The sequence below is a fragment of the Stenotrophomonas sp. AN71 genome, from assembly GCF_050435725.1.
Lineage (GTDB): Bacteria > Pseudomonadota > Gammaproteobacteria > Xanthomonadales > Xanthomonadaceae > Stenotrophomonas.
The window spans coordinates 15849-34928 of sequence record NZ_JBNDKU010000002.1 but is presented as its reverse complement, the minus strand read 5'-3'; the positions used below and the strand labels follow the sequence as shown (position 1 = coordinate 34928).

Annotated in this window: 18 protein-coding genes; 12 read left to right on the top strand and 6 right to left on the bottom strand. The window is 66.6% G+C overall.

Annotated features, from left to right (window positions below):
- Position 1: 1 nt before the first annotated feature.
- The 3 genes from ABH900_RS03880 to hemC all read left to right on the top strand — a co-directional run bounded on the left by ABH900_RS03880 (position 2) and on the right by hemC (position 3279).
- The gene (locus ABH900_RS03880) at positions 2 to 1045 is read left to right on the top strand and encodes a sensor histidine kinase (protein WP_429621488.1); all 1044 of its coding nucleotides are present in this window, start codon (positions 2 to 4) and stop codon (positions 1043 to 1045) included.
- 10 nt (positions 1046 to 1055) lie between these two features.
- Positions 1056 to 1787 carry a LytR/AlgR family response regulator transcription factor gene (locus ABH900_RS03875; protein ID WP_429621486.1) on the top strand — a complete coding sequence of 244 codons (732 nt, stop codon included), beginning with the start codon at positions 1056 to 1058 and terminating at the stop codon, positions 1785 to 1787.
- Positions 1788 to 2367: 580 nt separating this feature from the next.
- Positions 2368 to 3279 (top strand): hydroxymethylbilane synthase, encoded by a 912-nt coding sequence (gene hemC / locus ABH900_RS03870; RefSeq protein WP_429621484.1) that lies wholly within the window; start codon positions 2368 to 2370, stop codon positions 3277 to 3279.
- Between the two features lie 102 nt (positions 3280 to 3381).
- On the opposite strand, the gene ABH900_RS03865 is transcribed toward hemC, so the two are convergent.
- The gene (locus tag ABH900_RS03865; protein ID WP_429621482.1) at positions 3382 to 4158 is read right to left on the bottom strand and encodes a DUF481 domain-containing protein; all 777 of its coding nucleotides are present in this window, start codon (positions 4156 to 4158) and stop codon (positions 3382 to 3384) included.
- Between the two features lie 106 nt (positions 4159 to 4264).
- Positions 4265 to 4867 (bottom strand): hypothetical protein, encoded by a 603-nt coding sequence (locus ABH900_RS03860; RefSeq protein WP_429621480.1) that lies wholly within the window; start codon positions 4865 to 4867, stop codon positions 4265 to 4267.
- Between the two features lie 81 nt (positions 4868 to 4948).
- Between ABH900_RS03860 and ABH900_RS03855 the strand changes: the two genes are divergently transcribed.
- The gene (locus ABH900_RS03855) at positions 4949 to 5920 is read left to right on the top strand and encodes a helix-turn-helix transcriptional regulator (RefSeq protein WP_429621478.1); all 972 of its coding nucleotides are present in this window, start codon (positions 4949 to 4951) and stop codon (positions 5918 to 5920) included.
- Between the two features lie 28 nt (positions 5921 to 5948).
- Positions 5949 to 6743 (top strand): MetQ/NlpA family ABC transporter substrate-binding protein, encoded by a 795-nt coding sequence (locus ABH900_RS03850; protein ID WP_429621476.1) that lies wholly within the window; start codon positions 5949 to 5951, stop codon positions 6741 to 6743.
- A 106-nt stretch (positions 6744 to 6849) separates the two neighbouring features.
- Here ABH900_RS03850 and glpK read toward each other — a convergent pair whose 3' ends face one another.
- From glpK to ABH900_RS03835, 3 genes are all read right to left on the bottom strand, one after another.
- The gene (glpK, locus tag ABH900_RS03845) at positions 6850 to 8349 is read right to left on the bottom strand and encodes a glycerol kinase GlpK (protein ID WP_429621474.1); all 1500 of its coding nucleotides are present in this window, start codon (positions 8347 to 8349) and stop codon (positions 6850 to 6852) included.
- 93 nt (positions 8350 to 8442) lie between these two features.
- Positions 8443 to 9924 carry a glycerol-3-phosphate dehydrogenase gene (glpD, locus tag ABH900_RS03840; RefSeq protein ID WP_429621472.1) on the bottom strand — a complete coding sequence of 494 codons (1482 nt, stop codon included), beginning with the start codon at positions 9922 to 9924 and terminating at the stop codon, positions 8443 to 8445.
- A 151-nt stretch (positions 9925 to 10075) separates the two neighbouring features.
- Positions 10076 to 10711, bottom strand: a complete 636-nt coding sequence (locus ABH900_RS03835) for an OmpW/AlkL family protein (protein WP_429621470.1) — start codon at positions 10709 to 10711, stop codon at positions 10076 to 10078.
- A gap of 186 nt (positions 10712 to 10897) precedes the next feature.
- Here ABH900_RS03835 and ABH900_RS03830 point away from each other — a divergent pair, with 186 nt between their 5' ends.
- The 3 genes from ABH900_RS03830 (at position 10898) to lpdA (ending at position 15195) form a co-directional block, all read left to right on the top strand.
- Positions 10898 to 11413, top strand: a complete 516-nt coding sequence (locus ABH900_RS03830; RefSeq protein WP_429621468.1) for a DNA-deoxyinosine glycosylase — start codon at positions 10898 to 10900, stop codon at positions 11411 to 11413.
- A 167-nt stretch (positions 11414 to 11580) separates the two neighbouring features.
- Positions 11581 to 13278: a dihydrolipoyllysine-residue acetyltransferase gene (gene aceF, locus ABH900_RS03825; RefSeq protein WP_429621466.1), complete on the top strand. Its 1698-nt coding sequence runs from the start codon at positions 11581 to 11583 to the stop codon at positions 13276 to 13278.
- 108 nt (positions 13279 to 13386) lie between these two features.
- On the top strand, positions 13387 to 15195 hold the full coding sequence (lpdA, locus tag ABH900_RS03820) for a dihydrolipoyl dehydrogenase (RefSeq protein ID WP_429621464.1): 1809 nt from the start codon (positions 13387 to 13389) through the stop codon (positions 15193 to 15195).
- Between the two features lie 453 nt (positions 15196 to 15648).
- Here lpdA and ABH900_RS03815 read toward each other — a convergent pair whose 3' ends face one another.
- Entirely contained in the window at positions 15649 to 16467 is an 819-nt protein-coding gene (locus ABH900_RS03815; protein WP_429621462.1) for a hypothetical protein, read from the bottom strand.
- Between the two features lie 459 nt (positions 16468 to 16926).
- On the opposite strand from ABH900_RS03815, the gene ABH900_RS03810 reads away from it, so the two are divergent.
- From ABH900_RS03810 to ABH900_RS03795, 4 genes are all read left to right on the top strand, one after another.
- Positions 16927 to 17292, top strand: coding sequence for a hypothetical protein (locus ABH900_RS03810; protein ID WP_014648497.1), 366 nt, complete (start codon positions 16927 to 16929; stop codon positions 17290 to 17292).
- A 30-nt stretch (positions 17293 to 17322) separates the two neighbouring features.
- Positions 17323 to 18123 carry a F0F1 ATP synthase subunit A gene (gene atpB, locus ABH900_RS03805; protein ID WP_429621460.1) on the top strand — a complete coding sequence of 267 codons (801 nt, stop codon included), beginning with the start codon at positions 17323 to 17325 and terminating at the stop codon, positions 18121 to 18123.
- 73 nt (positions 18124 to 18196) lie between these two features.
- Positions 18197 to 18502 (top strand): F0F1 ATP synthase subunit C, encoded by a 306-nt coding sequence (gene atpE, locus ABH900_RS03800; protein ID WP_005411133.1) that lies wholly within the window; start codon positions 18197 to 18199, stop codon positions 18500 to 18502.
- Between the two features lie 106 nt (positions 18503 to 18608).
- The gene (locus ABH900_RS03795; protein ID WP_429621979.1) at positions 18609 to 19079 is read left to right on the top strand and encodes a F0F1 ATP synthase subunit B; all 471 of its coding nucleotides are present in this window, start codon (positions 18609 to 18611) and stop codon (positions 19077 to 19079) included.
- Position 19080 lies beyond the last annotated feature (1 nt).

The following is a 19080-nucleotide window of genomic DNA, read 5'->3' as shown; positions in this document are numbered from 1 at the left end:
CATGTCGCCGGCCAGTTCACCGCCGTGGATGCCGGAACTGTGTCGCCTGCCACGGTTGGCGGCGATGCTGGGCCTGGCCGAGCTGGTGGTGGTGGTACTGGCCTTGGCGCCCGATGGCAGTCGTCACTGGACCGTGGGCGAACTGCTGTCGGCCAGCGGTTTCGCGCTGTGGCTGGCACTGGCGGTCACGGCCAGCCTGTGTCTGCTGCGGCAGGGCTTGTCCCGGCTGCCACCGATGCTGGGCGCGGTCGCAGCGATCGCACTGGCGGCCCTGATCGCGGTGGTCTGCGCCGGTATCGTGCATGCGCTGTACGCGGTGCTCGGTGACAGTTTCGCCAGTGGCATCAGCTTCTGGCGCTTCACCCTCGGCAGCGCCGCCACCACGGTACTGATCACCGCACTGGCACTGCGCTACTTCTATGTCAGCGATCGCTGGGCCGCGCAGGTGCAGGCCAACGCGCGCGCGCAGGCCGACGCGCTGCAGGCGCGGATACGGCCGCATTTCCTGTTCAACAGCATGAACCTGATCGCCAGCCTGCTGCATCGCGACCCGGCGGTCGCCGAGCGCGCGGTGCTGGACCTGTCTGATCTGTTCCGTGCTGCGTTGGGCGCGGGCGAGGGCGATTCGACCCTGCGCGACGAATGCGAGTTGGCCGAACGCTACCTGTCGATTGAATCGCTGCGCCTGGGCGAACGCCTGCAGGTGCGCTGGCAACGTGATGAGCCGCTGCCGTGGGATCTGCCGTTGCCCAGGCTGGTATTGCAGCCGCTGGTGGAAAACGCAGTACTGCATGGGATCTCGCGTCTGCCCGAGGGCGGCACGATTGAACTGCAGCTGGCCCGTGAGGGCAATGAGCTGCAGATCCGCGTGCGTAATCCGGCGCCGGATCCGCAGGCCCCCGGATTGGCGCTGGCGCGGGGCGCCGGCCATGCCCAGCACAGCATCGGCCATCGCCTTGCCTGGCGCTTCGGCAACGCTGCGCGGATGACGGCCGGCTGGAGCGAGGGCTACTATGCCTGCCAGGTGACAGTGCCGATCCAGTGAGGGAACGATCGTGAGGGTAGTCATCGCCGATGACGAACCGCTGGCGCGCGAGCGCCTGCGCAGCCTGTTGGCGGCGCAGGACGGCGTGGACGTGGTGGCCGAGGCCGGCAACGGCGAGCAGGCCCTGCACGCGTGCGCGGAACTGCAGCCGGACCTGGTCCTGCTGGATATCGCGATGCCCGGGCTGGACGGCCTGGAAGCGGCCCGCCATCTGGCCAGCTTCGAGCCGCGGCCGGCGGTAGTGTTCTGCACCGCGTACGACGCGCATGCGCTGTCGGCCTTCGAAGCGGCGGCGATCGATTACCTGATGAAGCCGGTCCGCGCCGAGCGACTGGCGGCGGCGATCGCACGTGCGCGTACTTTCCTGGCCGGCCGCGATGGTCAACCACAGGACCACGGCGGGCAGCAGGCCCGCAGCATGCTGTGCGCGCGCCTGCGTGGCAGCCTGCGGCTGATCCCGCTGGACGATATCCACTACCTGCAGGCCGAAGAAAAGTATGTGGTGGTACACCACGCGCGCGGCGAGGACCTGATCGAGGAATCGCTGAAGTCGCTGGAGGAGGAGTTCGCCAGCCGCTTCGTCCGCATCCATCGCAACTGCCTGGTGGCGCGCCACGAGCTGGTCGAACTGCGCCGTGGCACTGGCGGGCAGGTGCAGGCGGTGCTGCGGCATGGCAAGCAACCGCTGGAGGTCAGCCGCCGCTGCGTGGCGACGCTGAAGCAGGAATTGCGGCATCTGTGAGTTGTCCGCGCGGCCTGCGGCCGCGACTGCTTGCGAGCAACGTCGAAAGCAACAGCAACAGCAACAGCAACAGCGGGCCATGGTTCGGTGTTGCTACGTGCTGGGTCGGACCGGGGTGGGGGCGCGGGACACGCCGTAAACCCATCCTTGGGGGCTCGATGGCGCCATCCATTGCGCCAACGGTCCCGCGCCCCCACCCCGGCCCGACCCTCTCGTTGTCCACTGCGTCGGACGGCAAAGGCGTTGGTGTTATCGGCTTGGAAAGAGGGGGCAGATCCCTTTTCCTGCGGAAAAGGGATTTGACCCCGGAAGCCGCCGGCTGTTGCCTTTGCTTCTGCTCTTTTCTTTTGATCTTCCGTGGCCGGCGCGCACGGAAGCTGTCAGAGGTCGGGCGGGGTGGGCTGCGCAGGGGCGTGAGCCGCATGGATGCAGCGACCGAGCTTACATGGACGTACTTGCAGCGGCCCCTGCGCAGTCCACCCCGCCCGGCCAAGCACGGCTGTTGCTTCAACCTACCCCACCCAGCCACGAGGGGCTCCGCCGTTGGCCGTATCCCCGCCGAAGGCGCGATAATGCCGCGATGGAAACCGTCCGCATCGCCACCCGCAAGAGCCCGCTCGCCCTCTGGCAGAGCGAACACGTCGCCGACCGCCTGCGCCAGGCCCATCCCGGCCTGCATGTGGAACTGGTGCCGATGAGCACCCGTGGCGACGAAGTGCTCGACCGCTCGCTGGCGGCCATCGGTGGCAAGGGCCTGTTCCTGAAGGAACTGGAGCTGGCCATGCTGCGTGGCGAGGCCGATTGCGCCGTGCACTCGCTGAAGGATGTGCCGATGGAACTGGACGCGCCCTTCGCGCTGCCGGCCATGCTGACCCGCCATGACCCCGCCGATGGCTTCGTTTCCAATCTGTATGCCTCGCTGGATGCGCTGCCGATCGGCGCGCGGGTCGGCACCTCGTCGCTGCGCCGTCAGGCCCAGCTGCGTGCGCTGCGCCCAGACCTGGAACTGCTCGACCTGCGCGGCAACGTCAACACCCGCCTGGCCAAGCTCGACAACGGCGGCTACGACGCCATCGTGCTGGCCGTGGCTGGTTTGGAGCGGTTGGGACTGGGCGATCGCATCGTCGCGCGCCTGCAGCCGCCGCAGTGGCTGCCGGCGCCGGCGCAGGGCGCGGTGGCGGTGGAATGCGATGGCGGCAATGCGCGTCTGATGGCACTGTTCGCCGGGCTCGACGACGCGGCCACGCGTGCCTGCGTGGAAGCCGAGCGGGCGATGAATCGTGCGCTGCATGGCAGCTGCCATGTGCCGGTGGCGGCCATCGCGCAGTGGCAGGGCGATGATCTGCACCTGCAGGGACTGGTCGGCAGTGCCAGCGATGGCCGCGCGGTGCGCGCCGGGGCGGTGGGCCCGGCCATCGACCCGGAAACGCTGGGGAAGCGGGTGGCGAAGCTGCTGCTGGACGACGGCGCCGGCGAGCTGCTGAATGTCTGAGCCAACCCGCGTAGCGTCGAGCTTGCTCGACTGCGGTTGGCACGGCAGTCGAGCAAGCTCGACTCTACAAAAACGAAACGGGCGCCTTGGCGCCCGTTCTGTTTATTTGAACTTGTAGACCACGTTCATCGTGGTCAGCGTATCGGTCTTGCGCTTGTCCTCGGCAACGTCACTGTTGTAACGCGCCTGCCAGCCGGCCTTCAGCGCCAGGTGCTCGTTCATGCTCACCGAGACACCGAAGTCGTTCTGGCCGAAGGTGTTGTACGAGCCGGATTCGACCAGCAGGGTGTTGACCAGGTCGGTGTTGTCGGTCAGCGAGTACTTCATGTCGAACAGGCCACGGCCGATCAGGCCGGTGCGGGTGCGGTCGTCCTCGGTGCTGTGGGTGCGGCGCACACCGGGGCCGATCTGCGCATCGAAAGAGAAGCGCTCGGTGTTCCACAGGCGGGTGCCGTAACCCAGACCGAACGAACTCTGGCGGTCATAGGTGGCGAAGTCATCGCGCTCGGTACGCACCGTAGCGGTCAGCTGGCGGTGCTCGCCCAGCTGCAGCGCGCTGCCGGCGCTGCCGGTGTAGCGGTTGGCGGTGGTGTTGTCGCGGCGGGTGGTGGTGCCGTCGTCGTTGGTTTCGGTGATCTTGGAGCTGGAGCGCAGGCCGAACAGGTCCATGCTGTGTACCCAGTCGCCGTCGGTGTAGCGCAGGCGCAGGCGGCCGTTGAAGCTCTCGGTGCTGCTGTTGCCACGCGCCGAGGCGAAGCCGAGCTCGCCGCCGCTGCCACTCCACGGCGAGGACATCGCCGCCAGTTCGGAGGCATCCTGCGCATACGCGAGCGGCGCGCACAGCAGCAAGGGGATCAGCAGGGACACGCGCAGGGACATCGAGGCTTCTCCGAAGCGGTTAACAGCCGGTGATGATACTGGAAGCGTGATGGCGGTCCGAATCGATCCAATGTGCGCTTCAGCAAGCGTTGCTGCGATTGCCTATTCAGGGCAGATCGACGCGCAACGCCGGGTCGTTGAATCGGGAATAGCGCAAGCGCAGCTGGAAGCTGCGGCCGTTGCTGCTGCCGCTGCGCACGATCTGCCGCGGCAGGCCCTGGGCGTCCACCCAGTACTCCAGGCGCTCGCCCGGTTGGGCGCCGCGCAGGCGGTAGTGGCGGGTCTGGACCCCGTCCAGCGGCTGGCTGCCGAGGTCCTCGGCCTGCAGGTCGGCGGGCAGGGCATCGGCCGGCAGCGGGTTGCGCCACTGCTCGAGCAGGCCCGGCGGGGTCGGCACCTGGCGGATCGCGCCCTCGGCCTGCAGGAACAGGGTATCGCCGATGATGATCTGCGCACCGGCCGGGGTCTGTACCTGGAAACGGTCGGGGGCGACGAAGTCCATGGCGCTGCGGACCGGCTGCGGCGCGCCCAGCACCTCCAGCTCGGCGTGGAAGCTGCGCAGGGCCGCGAAACGCCGGCTGGCGTCCAGCACCGCCTGCGCCGGGTCGGCGGCGGGCACGGGGGCTTCGGTGCGCTCCGGTGCCGGCATGCGATCGCAGGCGGCCAGCAGCAGGCAGGCCAGCAGGGGCAGGGCAGGCAACCGGCGCATCGGGCGTTCCATGGGGGTGGGGGCGACAACGATAGCCCAAACGTCCCACACAAGACCCGCGACTCGGACATAATCGGGGGTATGGACCGATACGAACGCATCACCGCCCTGCATCGTCTGCTCAAGTCCGCGCGCTATCCGGTGACGGTGGCGACCCTGCAGGACAAGCTCGGTTGTTCCCGCGCCACCGTCTACCGCGACCTGGCCTTCCTGCGCGATGCGCTGATGGCGCCGATCGAGGGTGACGGCGAAGCGGGCTTCCGCTACCAGGCTGACGAGAGCGATCGCTTCGAGCTGCCCGGCCTGTGGCTGAGCTCGGAGGAGCTGCACGCGCTGCTGGCCTCGCAGCATCTGCTGGCACGCACCGGCGGCGGCGTGCTGTCTTCGGTGCTGGCGCCGTTGCAGCAGCGCATCGAGAGCCTGCTGGCGGCCCAGGCCGGCGTTTCCAGCTGGCCGGTCGACCGCGTGCGGGTGATCCCCCATCGTGGCCGCAAGTTCGATGAGGGCAGCTTCCGCAGCGTGGCCTCGGCCGTGCTGGAACGCCGCCAGCTGGCATTCGAATACCGCGCCCGTTCCACCGACGAGTCGACCCGGCGCACCGTCTCGCCGCAGCGACTGACCCACTACCGCGACAACTGGTACCTCGATGCCTGGGACCATGATCGCGAGGCGCTGCGCAGTTTCGCCGTCGACCGTATCAACAAGGCGCGGGTGATCGACAGCACCGCGCGCGACGTCGCCGACAGCGAGCTGGACGAGCAGCTGGGCGCCAGCTATGGCATCTTCTCCGGTGCGCCGAAGGGCTGGGCGACCATCCTGTTCAGCGCCAAGGCCGCACGCTGGGTGGCCGACGAACACTGGCATTCCAAGCAGCAGGGCCGGTTCCTGGCCGATGGCCGCTATGAGCTGAAGGTGCCGTACAGCGTCTCGCGCGAGTTGCTGATGGACGTGCTGCACTACGGCTCGGACGCCGAAATCGTCGAGCCGGTGATGCTGCGTGAGCAGGCCAAGGCGCTGCTTGGCCTGGCCCTGACCAACTACGAAAACTCCTGAACCTCCCCCCGAGAGACCCTTTTCCCCCATGAAGAAGACCCTGTTGCTGCCCCTGCTCGCCGCTGCGCTGGCCCTGACCGCCTGCGGCAAGTCCGGTGAGCCCTCGCAGAAGCTGGTGGTGGCCGCCACGGCCGTGCCGCACGCCGAGATCCTCGAGGTGGTCAAGCCGATCCTCAAGCAGGAGGGCGTGGACCTGGACGTGCGCGTATTCAATGACTACGTGCAGCCCAACGACCAGCTGGTGCAGAAGCAGGTAGACGCCAACTACTTCCAGACCGAGCCGTACCTGGATGCCTACAACCGCGACCGCAAGACCGACCTGGTGAAGGTGGTCGGGGTGCACATCGAGCCGTTCGGTGCGTACTCGCGCAAGATCAAGTCGCTGGCCGAGCTGCGCGAAGGCGCCGACGTGGTGATCCCGAACGACCCGAGCAACAACAGCCGCGCGCTGATCCTGCTGCACAAGGCCGGCGTGATCGAGCTGAAGGATCCGACCAATGCGCTGGCGACCCAGCGTGACATCATCGCCAACCCGAAGAACCTGAAGTTCCGCGAGCTGGACTCGGCGATGCTGCCGCGCGTGCTGGACCAGGTCGACCTGGCGCTGATCAACACCAACTATGCGCTGGATGCCGGCCTCAACCCGACCCAGGACGCACTGGCGATCGAGAGCAAGGATTCGCCGTACGTGAACTTCCTGGTGGCGCGCCCTGACAACAAGGACGACGCCCGCGTGCAGAAGCTGGCCAAGGCCCTGACCAGCCCGCAGGTGAAGACCTTCATCGAAACCAAGTACAAGGGCGCGGTGCTGCCGGCGTTCTGATCCGGGCTGCGGACGTTCTGGCCGTGCGGTAGTGCCGGCCGCTGGCCGGCAATCTGCAAACGCCGCCAGAGATCATGGGGTTGCCGGCCAGCGGCCGGCACTACCCTCAATCGACGTGGAAGGCGAGGGTGGCGGCCACGGCCTGCTGCCACCCCGCATACAGCGTCTCGCGCCGGGCCACGTCCATCTGCGGCTCGAAGCGCTGGTCCAGGCCCCATTGCGCGGCGATCTGCTCGCGGCTGGTCCAGAAGCCCACGGCGAGCCCCGCCAGATAGGCCGCGCCCAGCGCGGTGGTTTCGGTCAGTCGCGGCCGCAGCAAGGGGACACCGAGGATGTCGGCCTGGAAACCGGCCAGGAAGTCATTGCCGATCGCGCCGCCGTCGGCGCGCAGTTCGGTCAGTGCGATGCCCGCATCGGTCTGCATCGCATCGAGCACGTCGCGGGTCTGGTAGGCCATCGCTTCCAGTGCCGCGCGCACGAAGTGTGCCTTGCGGGTGCCCCGGGTCAGGCCGAACATCGCACCGCGCACATCGCTGCGCCAATACGGTGCGCCCAGGCCGACGAAGGCCGGCACCAGATACACGCCGCCGCTGTCGGGCACCTGCGCGGCCAGCGCCTGGCTGTCGCTGGCACGCCCGATCATGCCCAGTCCATCGCGCAGCCACTGCACCACCGAGCCGGCGATGAAGATCGAGCCCTCCAGCGCGTACTCCACGCGCCCGTCCAGGCCCCAGGCGATGGTGGTCAGCAGGCCGTTGCGCGAACGTACCGCCTGCGCGCCGGTATGCATGAGCATGAAGCAGCCGGTGCCATAGGTGTTCTTGACCATGCCGGGCTGGAAGCAGGCCTGGCCGAACAGTGCGGCCTGCTGGTCACCGGCGATACCAGCGATCGGGATCGGGTGGTCGAAGAAAAACTGCGGTCGCGTGTGCGCATACACCGCACTGGAATCGCGCACCTGCGGCAGCATCGCGCGCGGGATATCCAGCAGCGCCAGCAGATCGTCATCCCAGTCCAGTGTGTGGATGTTGAACAGCAGCGTGCGCGCGGCGTTGCTGTAGTCGGTCACATGCGCCTGGCCGCCGCTGAGGTTCCACACCAGCCAGCTGTCGATGGTGCCGAACAGCAGTTCGCCGCGCTCGGCACGCTGCTGCGCGCCTTCCACGTGGTCGAGGATCCAGCGGATCTTGGTCGCGGAGAAATAGGCGTCGATCAGCAGGCCGGTCCGTTCGCGGACCAGGGCGTCATGCCCTTCGGATTTCAGCCGCTCGCAGATGGCGTGGCTTTGCCGCGACTGCCAGACGATGGCGTTGTGGATCGGCTGGCCGGTAGTGCGATCCCAGACCACGGTGGTCTCGCGCTGGTTGGTGATGCCCAGCGCGGCGATATGACGCGGGTCGATCTGCCCACGGCTGAGCAGCTCGGTCAGGGTGGCGTAGACGCTGGTGAGGATTTCGCGCGGGTCATGCTCGACCCAGCCGGGCTGCGGGAAGATCTGCGCGAACTCGCGCTGCGCGCTGCCCACGATGTCGCCGGCCCGGTCGAACAGGATCGCGCGCGAACTGGTGGTGCCCTGGTCGATGGCCAGCACGTAGCGGGGCGTCATGCAGCGTCTCCGGTAGCGATGGGGAAATCCTAAAGCATCAGTAGCGCCGGGCCATGCCCGGCGTCGCCGCGAACCGCCGGGCATGGCCCGGCGCTACCGTTGCGACATCCACGCCTGCAGCCGCGCCACCTGCGAAGGCTCCAGCCGCAGGCCCAGCTTGCTGCGTCGCCACAGGACATCGTCGGCGTCATGCGCCCACTCGTGCTCGCGCAGGAACGCCACTTCACGCACATGCAGGCCGCCGCCGAAGTCTTCACCCAGATCGTCCATGCCCTGCATACCGTGCAGCAGCCCCGCGCTGCGGCTGCCGTAGGTCTCGGCCCAGCGTCGTGCGATTTCCGCAGGCAACCAGGGTGCCAGTACCCGCAACCGCGAGCACGCCTGCGCGGCATCGCCCCAGTCGCTGCCCGGCAGCGGGTCACCGCTTGCCGTCCACGCCGGGCCCATCTGCGGCAGGGCAGGGCGCAGCAGGTCCAGTGCTTCCTCGGCCAGCACCCGGTACGTGGTCAGCTTGCCGCCCAGCACATGCAGCGCCGGTGCCGGGGCCCCCTGCAGCTGCAGGCGGTAATCGCGGCTCAGCTTTGCCGCGCACGGGTCGGGGTCGGCCAGCAGTGGACGTACGCCAGCAAACTGCCAGATCACATCGTCCGCGGCGATGGGTTCACGCAGGTAACGGTTGGCGGCCTCGCACAGGTAGGTCACCTCGGAAGGCAGCACGCTGCAGCGTGCCGGGTCGCCGCGATAGTCGGTGTCGGTGGTGCCGACCAGCAGATGGTCGTGGGCGAACGGCAGCAGGAACACCACGCGGCCGTCAGGCTGTTGCAGCAGGCAGGCGCTGTCATCAGGCCAGGGCCGGCGCAGCACGATGTGGCTGCCCTGCACCAGGCGCAGGGCGGGGCCGCCGCTGCGCGCCTGCATCCGTTCCAACAGGCCGCCGGCCCAAGGGCCAGCTGCATTGGCGACTGCGCGCGCATTCACGTGGTGCGACTGGCCGTCATCGGATTCCAGCACGGCCTGCCAGCGGCCCTGCGCGGCGCGCAGATCGGTGCAGCGGCTGCGTACCCGCACCTGCGCGCCGCGTTGCGCGGCATCCAGTGCGTTGAGCAGTACCAGGCGTGCATCGTCGACCTGCGCATCGGCATAGCTGAAGGCCTGCCGCAGTGTCGGCGAGAGCCAGCCGCCGAGCGGATCACGCTGCAGGTCCAGCGCGTGCGACGCCGGGAACGCCGCGCTGCGTCGGCCCAGGTGGTCATACAGCCACAGCCCCATGCGCAGCATCCAGCGCGGGCGCAGATGCGGCTCCCAGGGCAGGACGAAGCGCAGTGGGTGGACCAGATGGGGCGCCTGCCGGCGTACCACCTCTCGTTCGCCGAGAGCCTTGCGTACCAGGCCGACGTCGCCCTGTTCCAGATAGCGCAGGCCGCCATGGATCAGTTTGCTGCTGGCACTGGAGGTGTGCGCGGCCAGGTCATGCTGTTCGCACAGCAGCACGCGCAGTCCGCGGCCGCTGGCATCACGGGCGATGCCGGCGCCATTGATGCCGCCACCGATCACCAGCAGGTCGACTTCGTCCATCGCGCCTCCGCCTCCTGTCTGTAGAGTCGAGCCTGCTCGACCATCGGCAAATCAGTCGAGCAGGCTCGACTCTACAGAACGCCGGTGACGGAAACGACGACGGGCCCCGAAGGGCCCGTCGCGTTGCATCATTGAAGCGGTGCTGCCTGGATCAGAAGCGGGCGCCGATGCCGAAGCCGACGGTCCACGGATCCATCTTGGCTTCGCCGATCGTCTCGCCGCCGACCTTGATGTCCGGGCGGGCGCGCATGTAGCGGGCGTCGGCACGGGCGAACCAGGTGGAGTTGATGTTCATGTCGACGCCGACGGTGCCGATCACGCCCTTGGCATCCTTGAAGCGGATGTCGGTGTCAGCGCCGTTGCCCAGCTTCTCGTTGCTGAAGCTGGACTGGTAGTAGCCGACGCCCACGAACGGACGGAACACGTTGTCAGCCTGGCCGAAGTGGTACTGGCCGCTCAGGGCGACCGGCTGCTGCTCGACCGAGCCCAGGCGGGCGTTGTTCGGGCCCTTGAACTTGTTGTCGAACTTGTCGGCAGCGCCCCACAGCTCAACGGCCCAGTTGTCGTTGATGTAGTAGCTGAAGCTGACGGTCGGCGCCGGGCCACCATCGGTCTTCTTCACGCCGGTGATCGGGTCGTTCTTCGGCTGCAGCAGCGAGATGCCGCCAACCACGGCAAAATGCTTGCCCGAAGCGGTATCGGTGGTGCTGCTGTCCTGGGCGAAAGCGGCCGGCGCGAACGCGGCGGAGGTCAGCAGGGCGAGACTCAGGATACGGATGGAGCGCATGGGGGTATCTCCTAATGTTTCTTGTTTTGGGCCCCCGGTTGCGGGGCGAGCACACCGTAGTCGCCTCAACATGAATCGAATCCGACGCGCGTTAAAAAATAGTTTTCCTTGTTCAGCGTTCAGCGCGAAAAGCCTGTTTTCATGGGCTTTTTCACATGTGGCGACATTCATTCAGTTGGAGAAGATGTGAGCATCGCGACGCTGTGCATCGGCCTGCAAGCGCAGGTGAATGTGGATTGCAGGGTGCTGCTGCTCGGCTCGATGCCGGGCGTGGCGTCATTGCAGGAGCAGCGTTACTACGCGCATCCACGCAATCGCTTCTGGCCGGTTGTGGCTGGAATCTGCGGCTTTGATGCAGGGCTGGCCTATGAGCAGCGACTGCAGGCACTGACTTCGCAGGGCATCGGCCTGTGGGATGTGATCGGCCGGTGCGAACGACGCGGCAGCCTGGACGCGGACATCGTGCGTGGTACGGAAGTGCCCAATGCACTGCCGGAACTGATCGCCACGCTTCCTGAGCTGGAGCTGATCGGTTGCAACGGTGGCGCAGCGCTGCACGCGTTCCAGCGCTGGGTACTGCCGCGCCTGGACACGCCGCCGCGCGTGCTGGCACTGCCCTCCACCAGCCCGGCCAATGCAGCGTGGTCGCTGCCGCGCCTGCGCCAGGCCTGGCAGCCGGTGGCCGACGCGCTGGCGACATGAAGCGGACATCGTCCGGACAATACGCTACCCACTGGTCGCGTCGGCAGCCAATGGGCAACAGCCTGTCCCGGCTGCGTGCGTACTGAAAACACCTGTAACGGTTGGCGCAGGCCCCCGCTGGCCGCACAATAGACGTTTCCCTACACCAGATTGCCGGAGTTATCCCCATGGCCGAAATCAAGGAAGCACTTGTCCCCGATATCGGTGACTACAGCGATATCCCGGTAATCGAGGTGCTTGTCGCCGTCGGCGACACGGTCAAGAAGGACCAGGGCCTGGTGACGCTGGAAAGCGACAAGGCGACCATGGAAGTGCCGTCCTCGGTGGCCGGCGTGGTCAAGGAACTGAAGGTCAAGGTCGGCGACAGCCTGTCCGAGGGCAAGGTCGTGGCGCTGATCGAAGTGGCCGCAGGCGAAGCCGCTGCGCCGGCCGCTGCAGCACCGGCACCGGCCAAGGCCGCCGCCCCGGCAGCTGCCACCCAGAGCGCCCCGGCCCCGGCCGCTGCTGCGCCGGCCGCTGTGGCCGCCAGTGCGGCTGCGGTTGAAGCCCGTGTGCCGGATATCGGCGACTACTCCGGCATCCCGGTCATTGAAGTGCTGGTCGCTGTCGGCGACACGGTGAAGAAGGACCAGGGCCTGGTGACGCTGGAAAGCGACAAGGCGACCATGGAAGTGCCGTCCTCGGTGGCCGGCGTGGTCAAGGAACTGAAGGTCAAGATGGGCGACAGCCTGTCGCAGGGTGATGTGGTTGCCATCATCGAGGCCGAAGGCGCTGCCGCCCCGGCCCCGGCCCCGGCTGCTGCGCCGGCAGCGGTTGCCGCACCGGCTCCGGCTCCGGCTCCGGCCCAGGTCAGTGCCCCGACCCCGGCCGCTGCGGCGCCGTCGGCCGGTTCGCCGGCCAGCCCGCCGGTGCAGTTCAACGCCGAGGGCGTGCTGCCGGCCAAGGTGCCGTACGCCACCCCGGCGGTGCGCGTGTTCGCCCGTGAGCTGGGCGTGGACCTGCTGCAGATCAACGGCACCGAGAAGGGCGGCCGCATCACCAAGGGTGACGTGCAGAAGTTCGTCAAGGCCGCGCTCAGCGGTGGCGTGCCGGCGGCTGCCGGTGGCGCCGTTGCCGCTGGCGGTGGCCTGAACCTGCTGCCGTGGCCGAAGGTCGACTTCAGCAAGTTCGGCGAGATCGAAGTACAGCCGCTGTCGCGTATCAAGAAGATCTCCGGTGCGAACCTGGCCCGCAACTGGGCGATGATCCCGCACGTCACCCAGTTCGAACAGGCCGACATCACCGACCTGGAAGGCCTGCGCGTGGCCCTGAACAAGGAGAACGAGAAGGCCGGCATCAAGCTGACCATGCTCGCCTTCCTGATCAAGGCCAGCGCCGCGGCGCTGAAGCAGTTCCCCGAGTTCAACGCCTCGCTCGATGCCAGCGGCGAGAACCTGACCCTGAAGAAGTACTTCAACATCGGGTTCGCTGCCGATACTCCGAACGGCCTGGTCGTGCCGGTGATCCGCGACGTGGACAAGAAGGGTGTGGTGCAGATCGCGCAGGAAACCGGCGAACTGGCCAAGAAGGCACGCGACGGCAAGCTCGGCCCGGCCGACATGAGCGGCGGCTGCTTCTCGATCAGCTCGCTGGGCGGCATCGGCGGCACCGCGTTCACCCCGATCGTCAACGCACCGGAAGTGGCCATCCTCGGCGTTTCCAAGTCGTCCATCCAGCCGGTCTGGAACGGCAAGGAATTCGCACCGAAGCTGATGCTGCCGCTGTCGCTGAGCTACGACCACCGCGTCATCGATGGCGCCCTGGCCGCACGCTTCACCACGTACCTGTCGCAGGTACTGGCCGACATGCGCCGCGTGCTGCTGTAAGGCACCGCTTCGCCCCCCACCGTGCGGCCGCTGCCCTTGGCGCGGCCGCGTGAACAGATGCAGTGACAGCCCGCCGGCCACGCCGGCCGGGCACGAGGAAAGCCCACCATGGCCACGATTGAAATCAAGGTTCCCGACATCGGCGATTACAGCGATGTACCGGTGATCGAAGTGCTGGTCGCCGTTGGCGATACGGTGAAGAAGGACCAGGGTCTGGTGACCCTGGAATCGGACAAGGCCACCCTGGAAGTGCCGTCTTCGGCCGCCGGCGTGGTCAAGGACATCAAGGTCAAGCTGGGCGACACCCTGTCCGAAGGCGCGGTCGTCGTGCTGCTGGAGACCGAGGGCGCCGCTGAAGCCCCGGCCAAGGCCGCTGCGCCAGCCCCGGCTGCGGCCGCGCCGGCCAGCAAGCCGCCGGTGACCCCGTCGCACCGCGCCCCGGCCGAACCTGCAGCGCCGAAGCCGGCGCTGGCCAGTGGCAAGGCCGCCGACATCGAATGCGAAATGGTCGTGCTGGGCTCCGGCCCGGGCGGCTACACCGCCGCTTTCCGCGCCGCCGACGTCGGCCTGGATACTGTGCTCGTCGAGCGCTACGCCAGCCTCGGCGGCGTCTGCCTCAACGTCGGCTGCATCCCGTCCAAGGCGCTGCTGCATGCCGCAGCGGTGATCGATGAGGTTGCCCACGCCGGCGATTTCGGCGTCGAGTTCGGCAAGCCGACCATCACCCTGGACAAGCTGCGCCAGTACAAGGAAAAGGTCGTCAACCAGCTGACCAAGGGCCTGGCTGGAATGGCCAAGCAGCGCAAGGTCCGCAATGTGCAGGGCGTGGGCAAGTTCATTTCGGCCAACGAGCTGGAAATCACCGCGGCCGATGGCAGCACCCAGCTGCTGCGCTTCCAGAAGTGCATCATCGCTGCCGGTTCGCAGGCGGTGAAGCTGCCGAACTTCCCGTGGGACGACAAGCGCGTGATGGATTCCACCGACGCGCTGGAACTGGCCGACGTGCCGGGCTCGCTGCTGGTCGTCGGCGGCGGCATCATCGGCCTGGAAATGGCTACCGTGTATGGTGCGCTGGGCAGCAAGGTCACCGTGGTCGAGTTCATGGACCAGCTGATGCCGGGCGCCGACAAGGACCTGGTCAAGCCGCTGGCCGACCGCCTGAAGAAGCAGGGCATCGAGGTGCATCTGAAGACCAAGGCGTCGGGCGTCACCGCCGATGCCAAGGGCATCACCGTGACCTTCGAGGCCGCTGAGGAAGGTCAGGCGCCGGCCCTGGCGCAGGGCACCTTCGACCGCGTGCTGGTGGCCGTGGGCCGTTCGCCGAACGGCAGGAAGATCGATGCCGAGAAGGCCGGCGTGCAGGTCACCGATCGCGGCTTCATCCCGGTCGATCGCCAGATGCGCACCAACGTGCCGCACATCTTTGCCATCGGTGACATCGTCGGCAACCCGATGCTGGCCCACAAGGCCACGCACGAGGGCAAGCTCGCTGCCGAAGTGGCGGCTGGCCACAAGAAGGAGTGGGTGGCCCGCGTGATTCCGTCGGTGGCCTACACCAATCCGGAAATCGCCTGGGTCGGCGTCACCGAGACCGAAGCCAAGGCCAAGGGCCTGAAGGTCGGTGTGGCCAAGTTCCCGTGGGCCGCCAGCGGCCGCGCGATCGGCATCGGCCGTACCGAGGGCTTCACCAAGCTGATCTTCGACGAAGAGACCCACCGCATCATCGGTGGTGCGATCGTCGGCGTGCATGCCGGTGACCTGCTGGCCGAGATCGGCCTGGCGATCGAGATGGGTGCGGAAGCCGAGGACATCGGCCACACCATCCACGCCCACCCGACGCTGAGCGAATCGGTGGCGATGGCCTCGGAAATCTACGACGGCACGATCACCGACCTGTACATGCCGAAGAAGAAGTAAGGCGCCCGCGCGATGTAGACGAAAAGCCCGGCGATAGCCGGGCTTTTTTGTTGGCTGCGGGGATGTCTTCGGTAGTACATCGCGAGGGTCTTGGCCGCTGCGCGGGTGGCAGGCATTTCGACAAATGTCCCCCGTCGCCCGCCTGCGGCGGTCGCCTCCTCCTTTACTTTGTCGAAACGCCCGCCACCCGCGGAGCGGCTCGGCTTGCGGAAAGTAGAGCCACTGCCACTGCAAAGGCGGCGTGGCTGCCTGACACGCGGGGGGAGAGGGGGGTGCGTGCGAAGTAAAGGAGGAGGTGACGGCCGCAGGCCGGCGCCGGGGGACATTCGCACGCACCCCCCTCTCCCCCAGCGCTCGACCAACCTGCTTCTCTGCTCGACGATGCAAAGAAAAAACGCGGCCCCGATATTCCGGAGGCCGCGCCAGGAGAGAGCGTGTGGAAGGGGCGGGGGATCAGAACACGAAGCTGATGCCGGCCACCGGGCCCTTGAATTCCTGCTTCAGACCGACGGTGCCATCGCTGCCCTTCTTGTCCACGTCCAGCTTGAACCAGTCGTAGCCGGCAAACACGCCGAAGTTCTTGGTGAGGCGGTAATCGACGATGGCGTTGGCGCGGCTCAGGTCGCCCTTGTAGTCATCGAAGCTGCCCCAACGCGTATTCAGATACTGGCCCTGCAGCGTGATCATCCAGCGCTCGGACGGGGTGAAGGTCATGCGTGCGCCCACCACCGGTGCGATGCCATCGGCCTTCTCGTTGAGGAACTGGCCTTCGTAGACGGTGCCCAGGTCGGCGTAGCCCTTGGTGCTGACCTTGGCGTACTCACCACCGATCTGCAGGCCGAGGTCGAAGGTGTCGGTATCAACGACCGAGTAGTCGTAGACCAGGCTGGCCACCTGGTACTTCAGTTCACCCTTCACGAAGCTGCCGGCCGGCACGTTCTCACCGCCGAAGGAAATGCCTTGGTCCAGCGTCTCGCGACGGTCCTTGTCGTACTTGAAGTAGTTGAACAGCAGGCGCTGGCGGTTGCTGATGCGGAACATGCCGTCAATGCGCGGCTCCCATTCCTTGCCGCCCAGCTTGAAGTCCTGGTTCAGCGCGATGTCCTGGCCTGCCACGTTGGTCTTGCCGCGGATCGTGTTGTCCGAGTCGATGTTCATCGCACCCAGGCGGATCGCGAAGCGGTCATCGCCTTCGGCGGCGTGGGCGGCAGTGGCGAACGAAGCGCCGGCGGCGAGCAGGGAGAGGGCGAGCAGAGTGGGAACGGAGCGCATCGAAGAGTCCTTGCAGTGGTTCATCAGAATGAAAACCACTGTGCCGGACGCCGCCGTCCACCATCCGTGAACGTATGGTCCATGGGGTGTGTACGGTTCAGCGCTGTTACGACCCTGTAAAGAGATGGCCCCGGAGCCGGGCTTCGGGGCCATCGTGGGACCTGCGGGGCGGAGCGTCGACGAGGTTGCTGCAGGCAGGTCGAGAGGTGGGACCGGTGGCTGCGGCGAAAGTTCCGCGGCCTGCGACCAAAGTCCAATGCTGTGCCGCAACATCACGCGGACGTCATTGTCCCCCCGGTGGAACGCAAAAATGTAACCGTTACCGCAACTTGCGCCTCCGCGTGATGAACAGGCAGCGGTTGTCTCGCAAATTGTCCCATTGCTATAATTTGGCGGCTCGATGAGGCCCCCCTGCTGTAGCCGCCTCAGCCCTTCACTTGCAACCACGCGGGACGTCCTGTGCTGAACTCCGTTGATGCGGGTCGGCGACTGATGCTGCGCGCCGCGGTCTACCCGCTGGCCGCAGTGGCTGTCCTGGCCCTGGCCTTCCTGCTGGTGGGTCCGAAATATGCCCTCGGTGCACTGGCGTCCGGTGTGGCGATTTCCGCGGGTGGCTGGGTGGCGGCACGGATGGCACTGGGCGGGGGAGCGGTGGCCGCAGGATCGGCGATGGCTCGCCTGATCATTGCGATCGTGGCCAAGTGGGTCGTGGTTTTCGGCGTCCTGCTGGTGGGGTTCCTGGTCTTCAAGCTGCCTGCGTTGGCGCTGTTGGCCGGTATCGCCGTCGGCTTGATGTTCCAGGTCCTGGCGATGGCCAGGCGTTGACAGAATTCAATTAACTAAGGTTCCGGACACATGGCGGGCGAGGCTCTAACCCCTACCAGCTACATCCAGCATCACCTGCAGAACCTGACCGCTCCGGTCGGCAAGGGCGAGGGTATGTTCTGGCATATCCACGTCGATACCTTCCTCACCGCGGTCCTGATGGGCCTGGTGGTCGTTGTCGCGTTCTGGCTGGGCACCCGCAAGGCCACCGCCGGTGTGCCGGGCAAGTGGCAGGCCTTCGTGGAAATCTGCCTGGAGTTCGTCGACCGCCAGGCCAAGGACACCTACCACGGCAAGAGCAAGCTGGTCACGCCGATCGCCATCACCATCTTCTTCTGGATTCTGCTGATGAATCTGCTGAAGATGATCCCGGCCGATTTCATCGCCAAGCCGCTGGAATGGGCGGGCGTGCACTACTGGAAGCCGGTGCCGACCGCTGACGTCAATGCCACCCTGGGCATGGCCATCAGCGTGTTCTTCCTGATGCTGTTCTTCGCGCTGAAGTCCAAGGGCCTGGTCGGCTTCATCAAGGAATTCCTGACGGCGCCGTTCGGCAAGTGGATGATGCCGTTCAACCTGATCCTCAACATCGTCGAGTGGCTGAGCAAGCCGATCTCGCTGGCGATGCGACTGTTCGGCAACATGTTCGGCGGCGAAATCGTGTTCCTGCTGATCTGGGTGCTGGGTGGTGCCGGTTTCTTCGGTGCCATTGCCGGTGGTGTGTTCGGCCTCGGCTGGATGCTGTTCCACCTGCTGGTGATCCCGCTGCAGGCCTTCATCTTCATGATGCTGTCGATCGTGTACCTGAGCCTGTCGGAAGACGCTCACTGAGTTTCAAGCTTCAACGCGTTTCAACCTTCATCCGTTTCATCACCCTTAGCAACTTAAGTTCCTGGAGATAACCATGTACTTCGCCGTCCTGACCAACTTCGCGCAGATTCAGAGCTCCACCGCCCTTGCCGTCGGCATCATGATCGGCCTGGCCGCGCTGGGCGCGGGTCTGGGTCTGGCCATCATGGCTGGTAAGTTCCTGGAGTCGGCCGCCCGCCAGCCGGAACTGATCCCGGTCCTGCAGGTCCGCATGTTCATCACCGCCGGCCTGATCGACGCCGCGTTCATCATCTCGGTCGCCGTGGGCCTGCTGCTGGCCTTCGCCAACCCGCTGTCGGCTGCCTTCGCTGGCGCCGTCACCAAGGCTCTGGCCGGCTGATACAGCGGTTTGAGACGACCGGGTGCTGATGCACCCGGTTTCGGATGAAGGCCGGATGCGCCGCTACGGCGGCGCGTCCACCCCGAAACCAGCGATCGAGCTAACCATGAATATCAATTTCACCCTTCTCGCGCAGGCGCTCGCCTTCGCTGGTCTGATCTGGATCATCGCGACCAAGATCTGGCCGCCGTTGATGAACGCGATCGAAGAGCGCCAGCAGAAGATTGCTGAAGGCCTCGCTGCTGCCGACCGCAGCCAGAAAGATCTGGCCCAGGCGCAGGAGAAGGTCAACGAAGCGCTGAAGGAAGCCCGCACCAAGGCCAACGAGATCATCGATCAGGCCCACGCGCGTGCCAACCAGATCGTTGACGCTGCCCGCAACGAAGCGATCACCGAAGCCAACCGTCAGAAGGAACTGGCCCAGGCTGAAATCGACGCCGCCGCCAACCGTGCCCGTGAAGATCTGCGCAAGCAGGTGTCCGCGCTGGCCGTGACCGGTGCTGAAAAGCTGCTCAAGCGCGAAATCGACGCCAACGCCCACAAGGCGCTGCTCGACGAGCTGGCCTCGGAGATCTGAG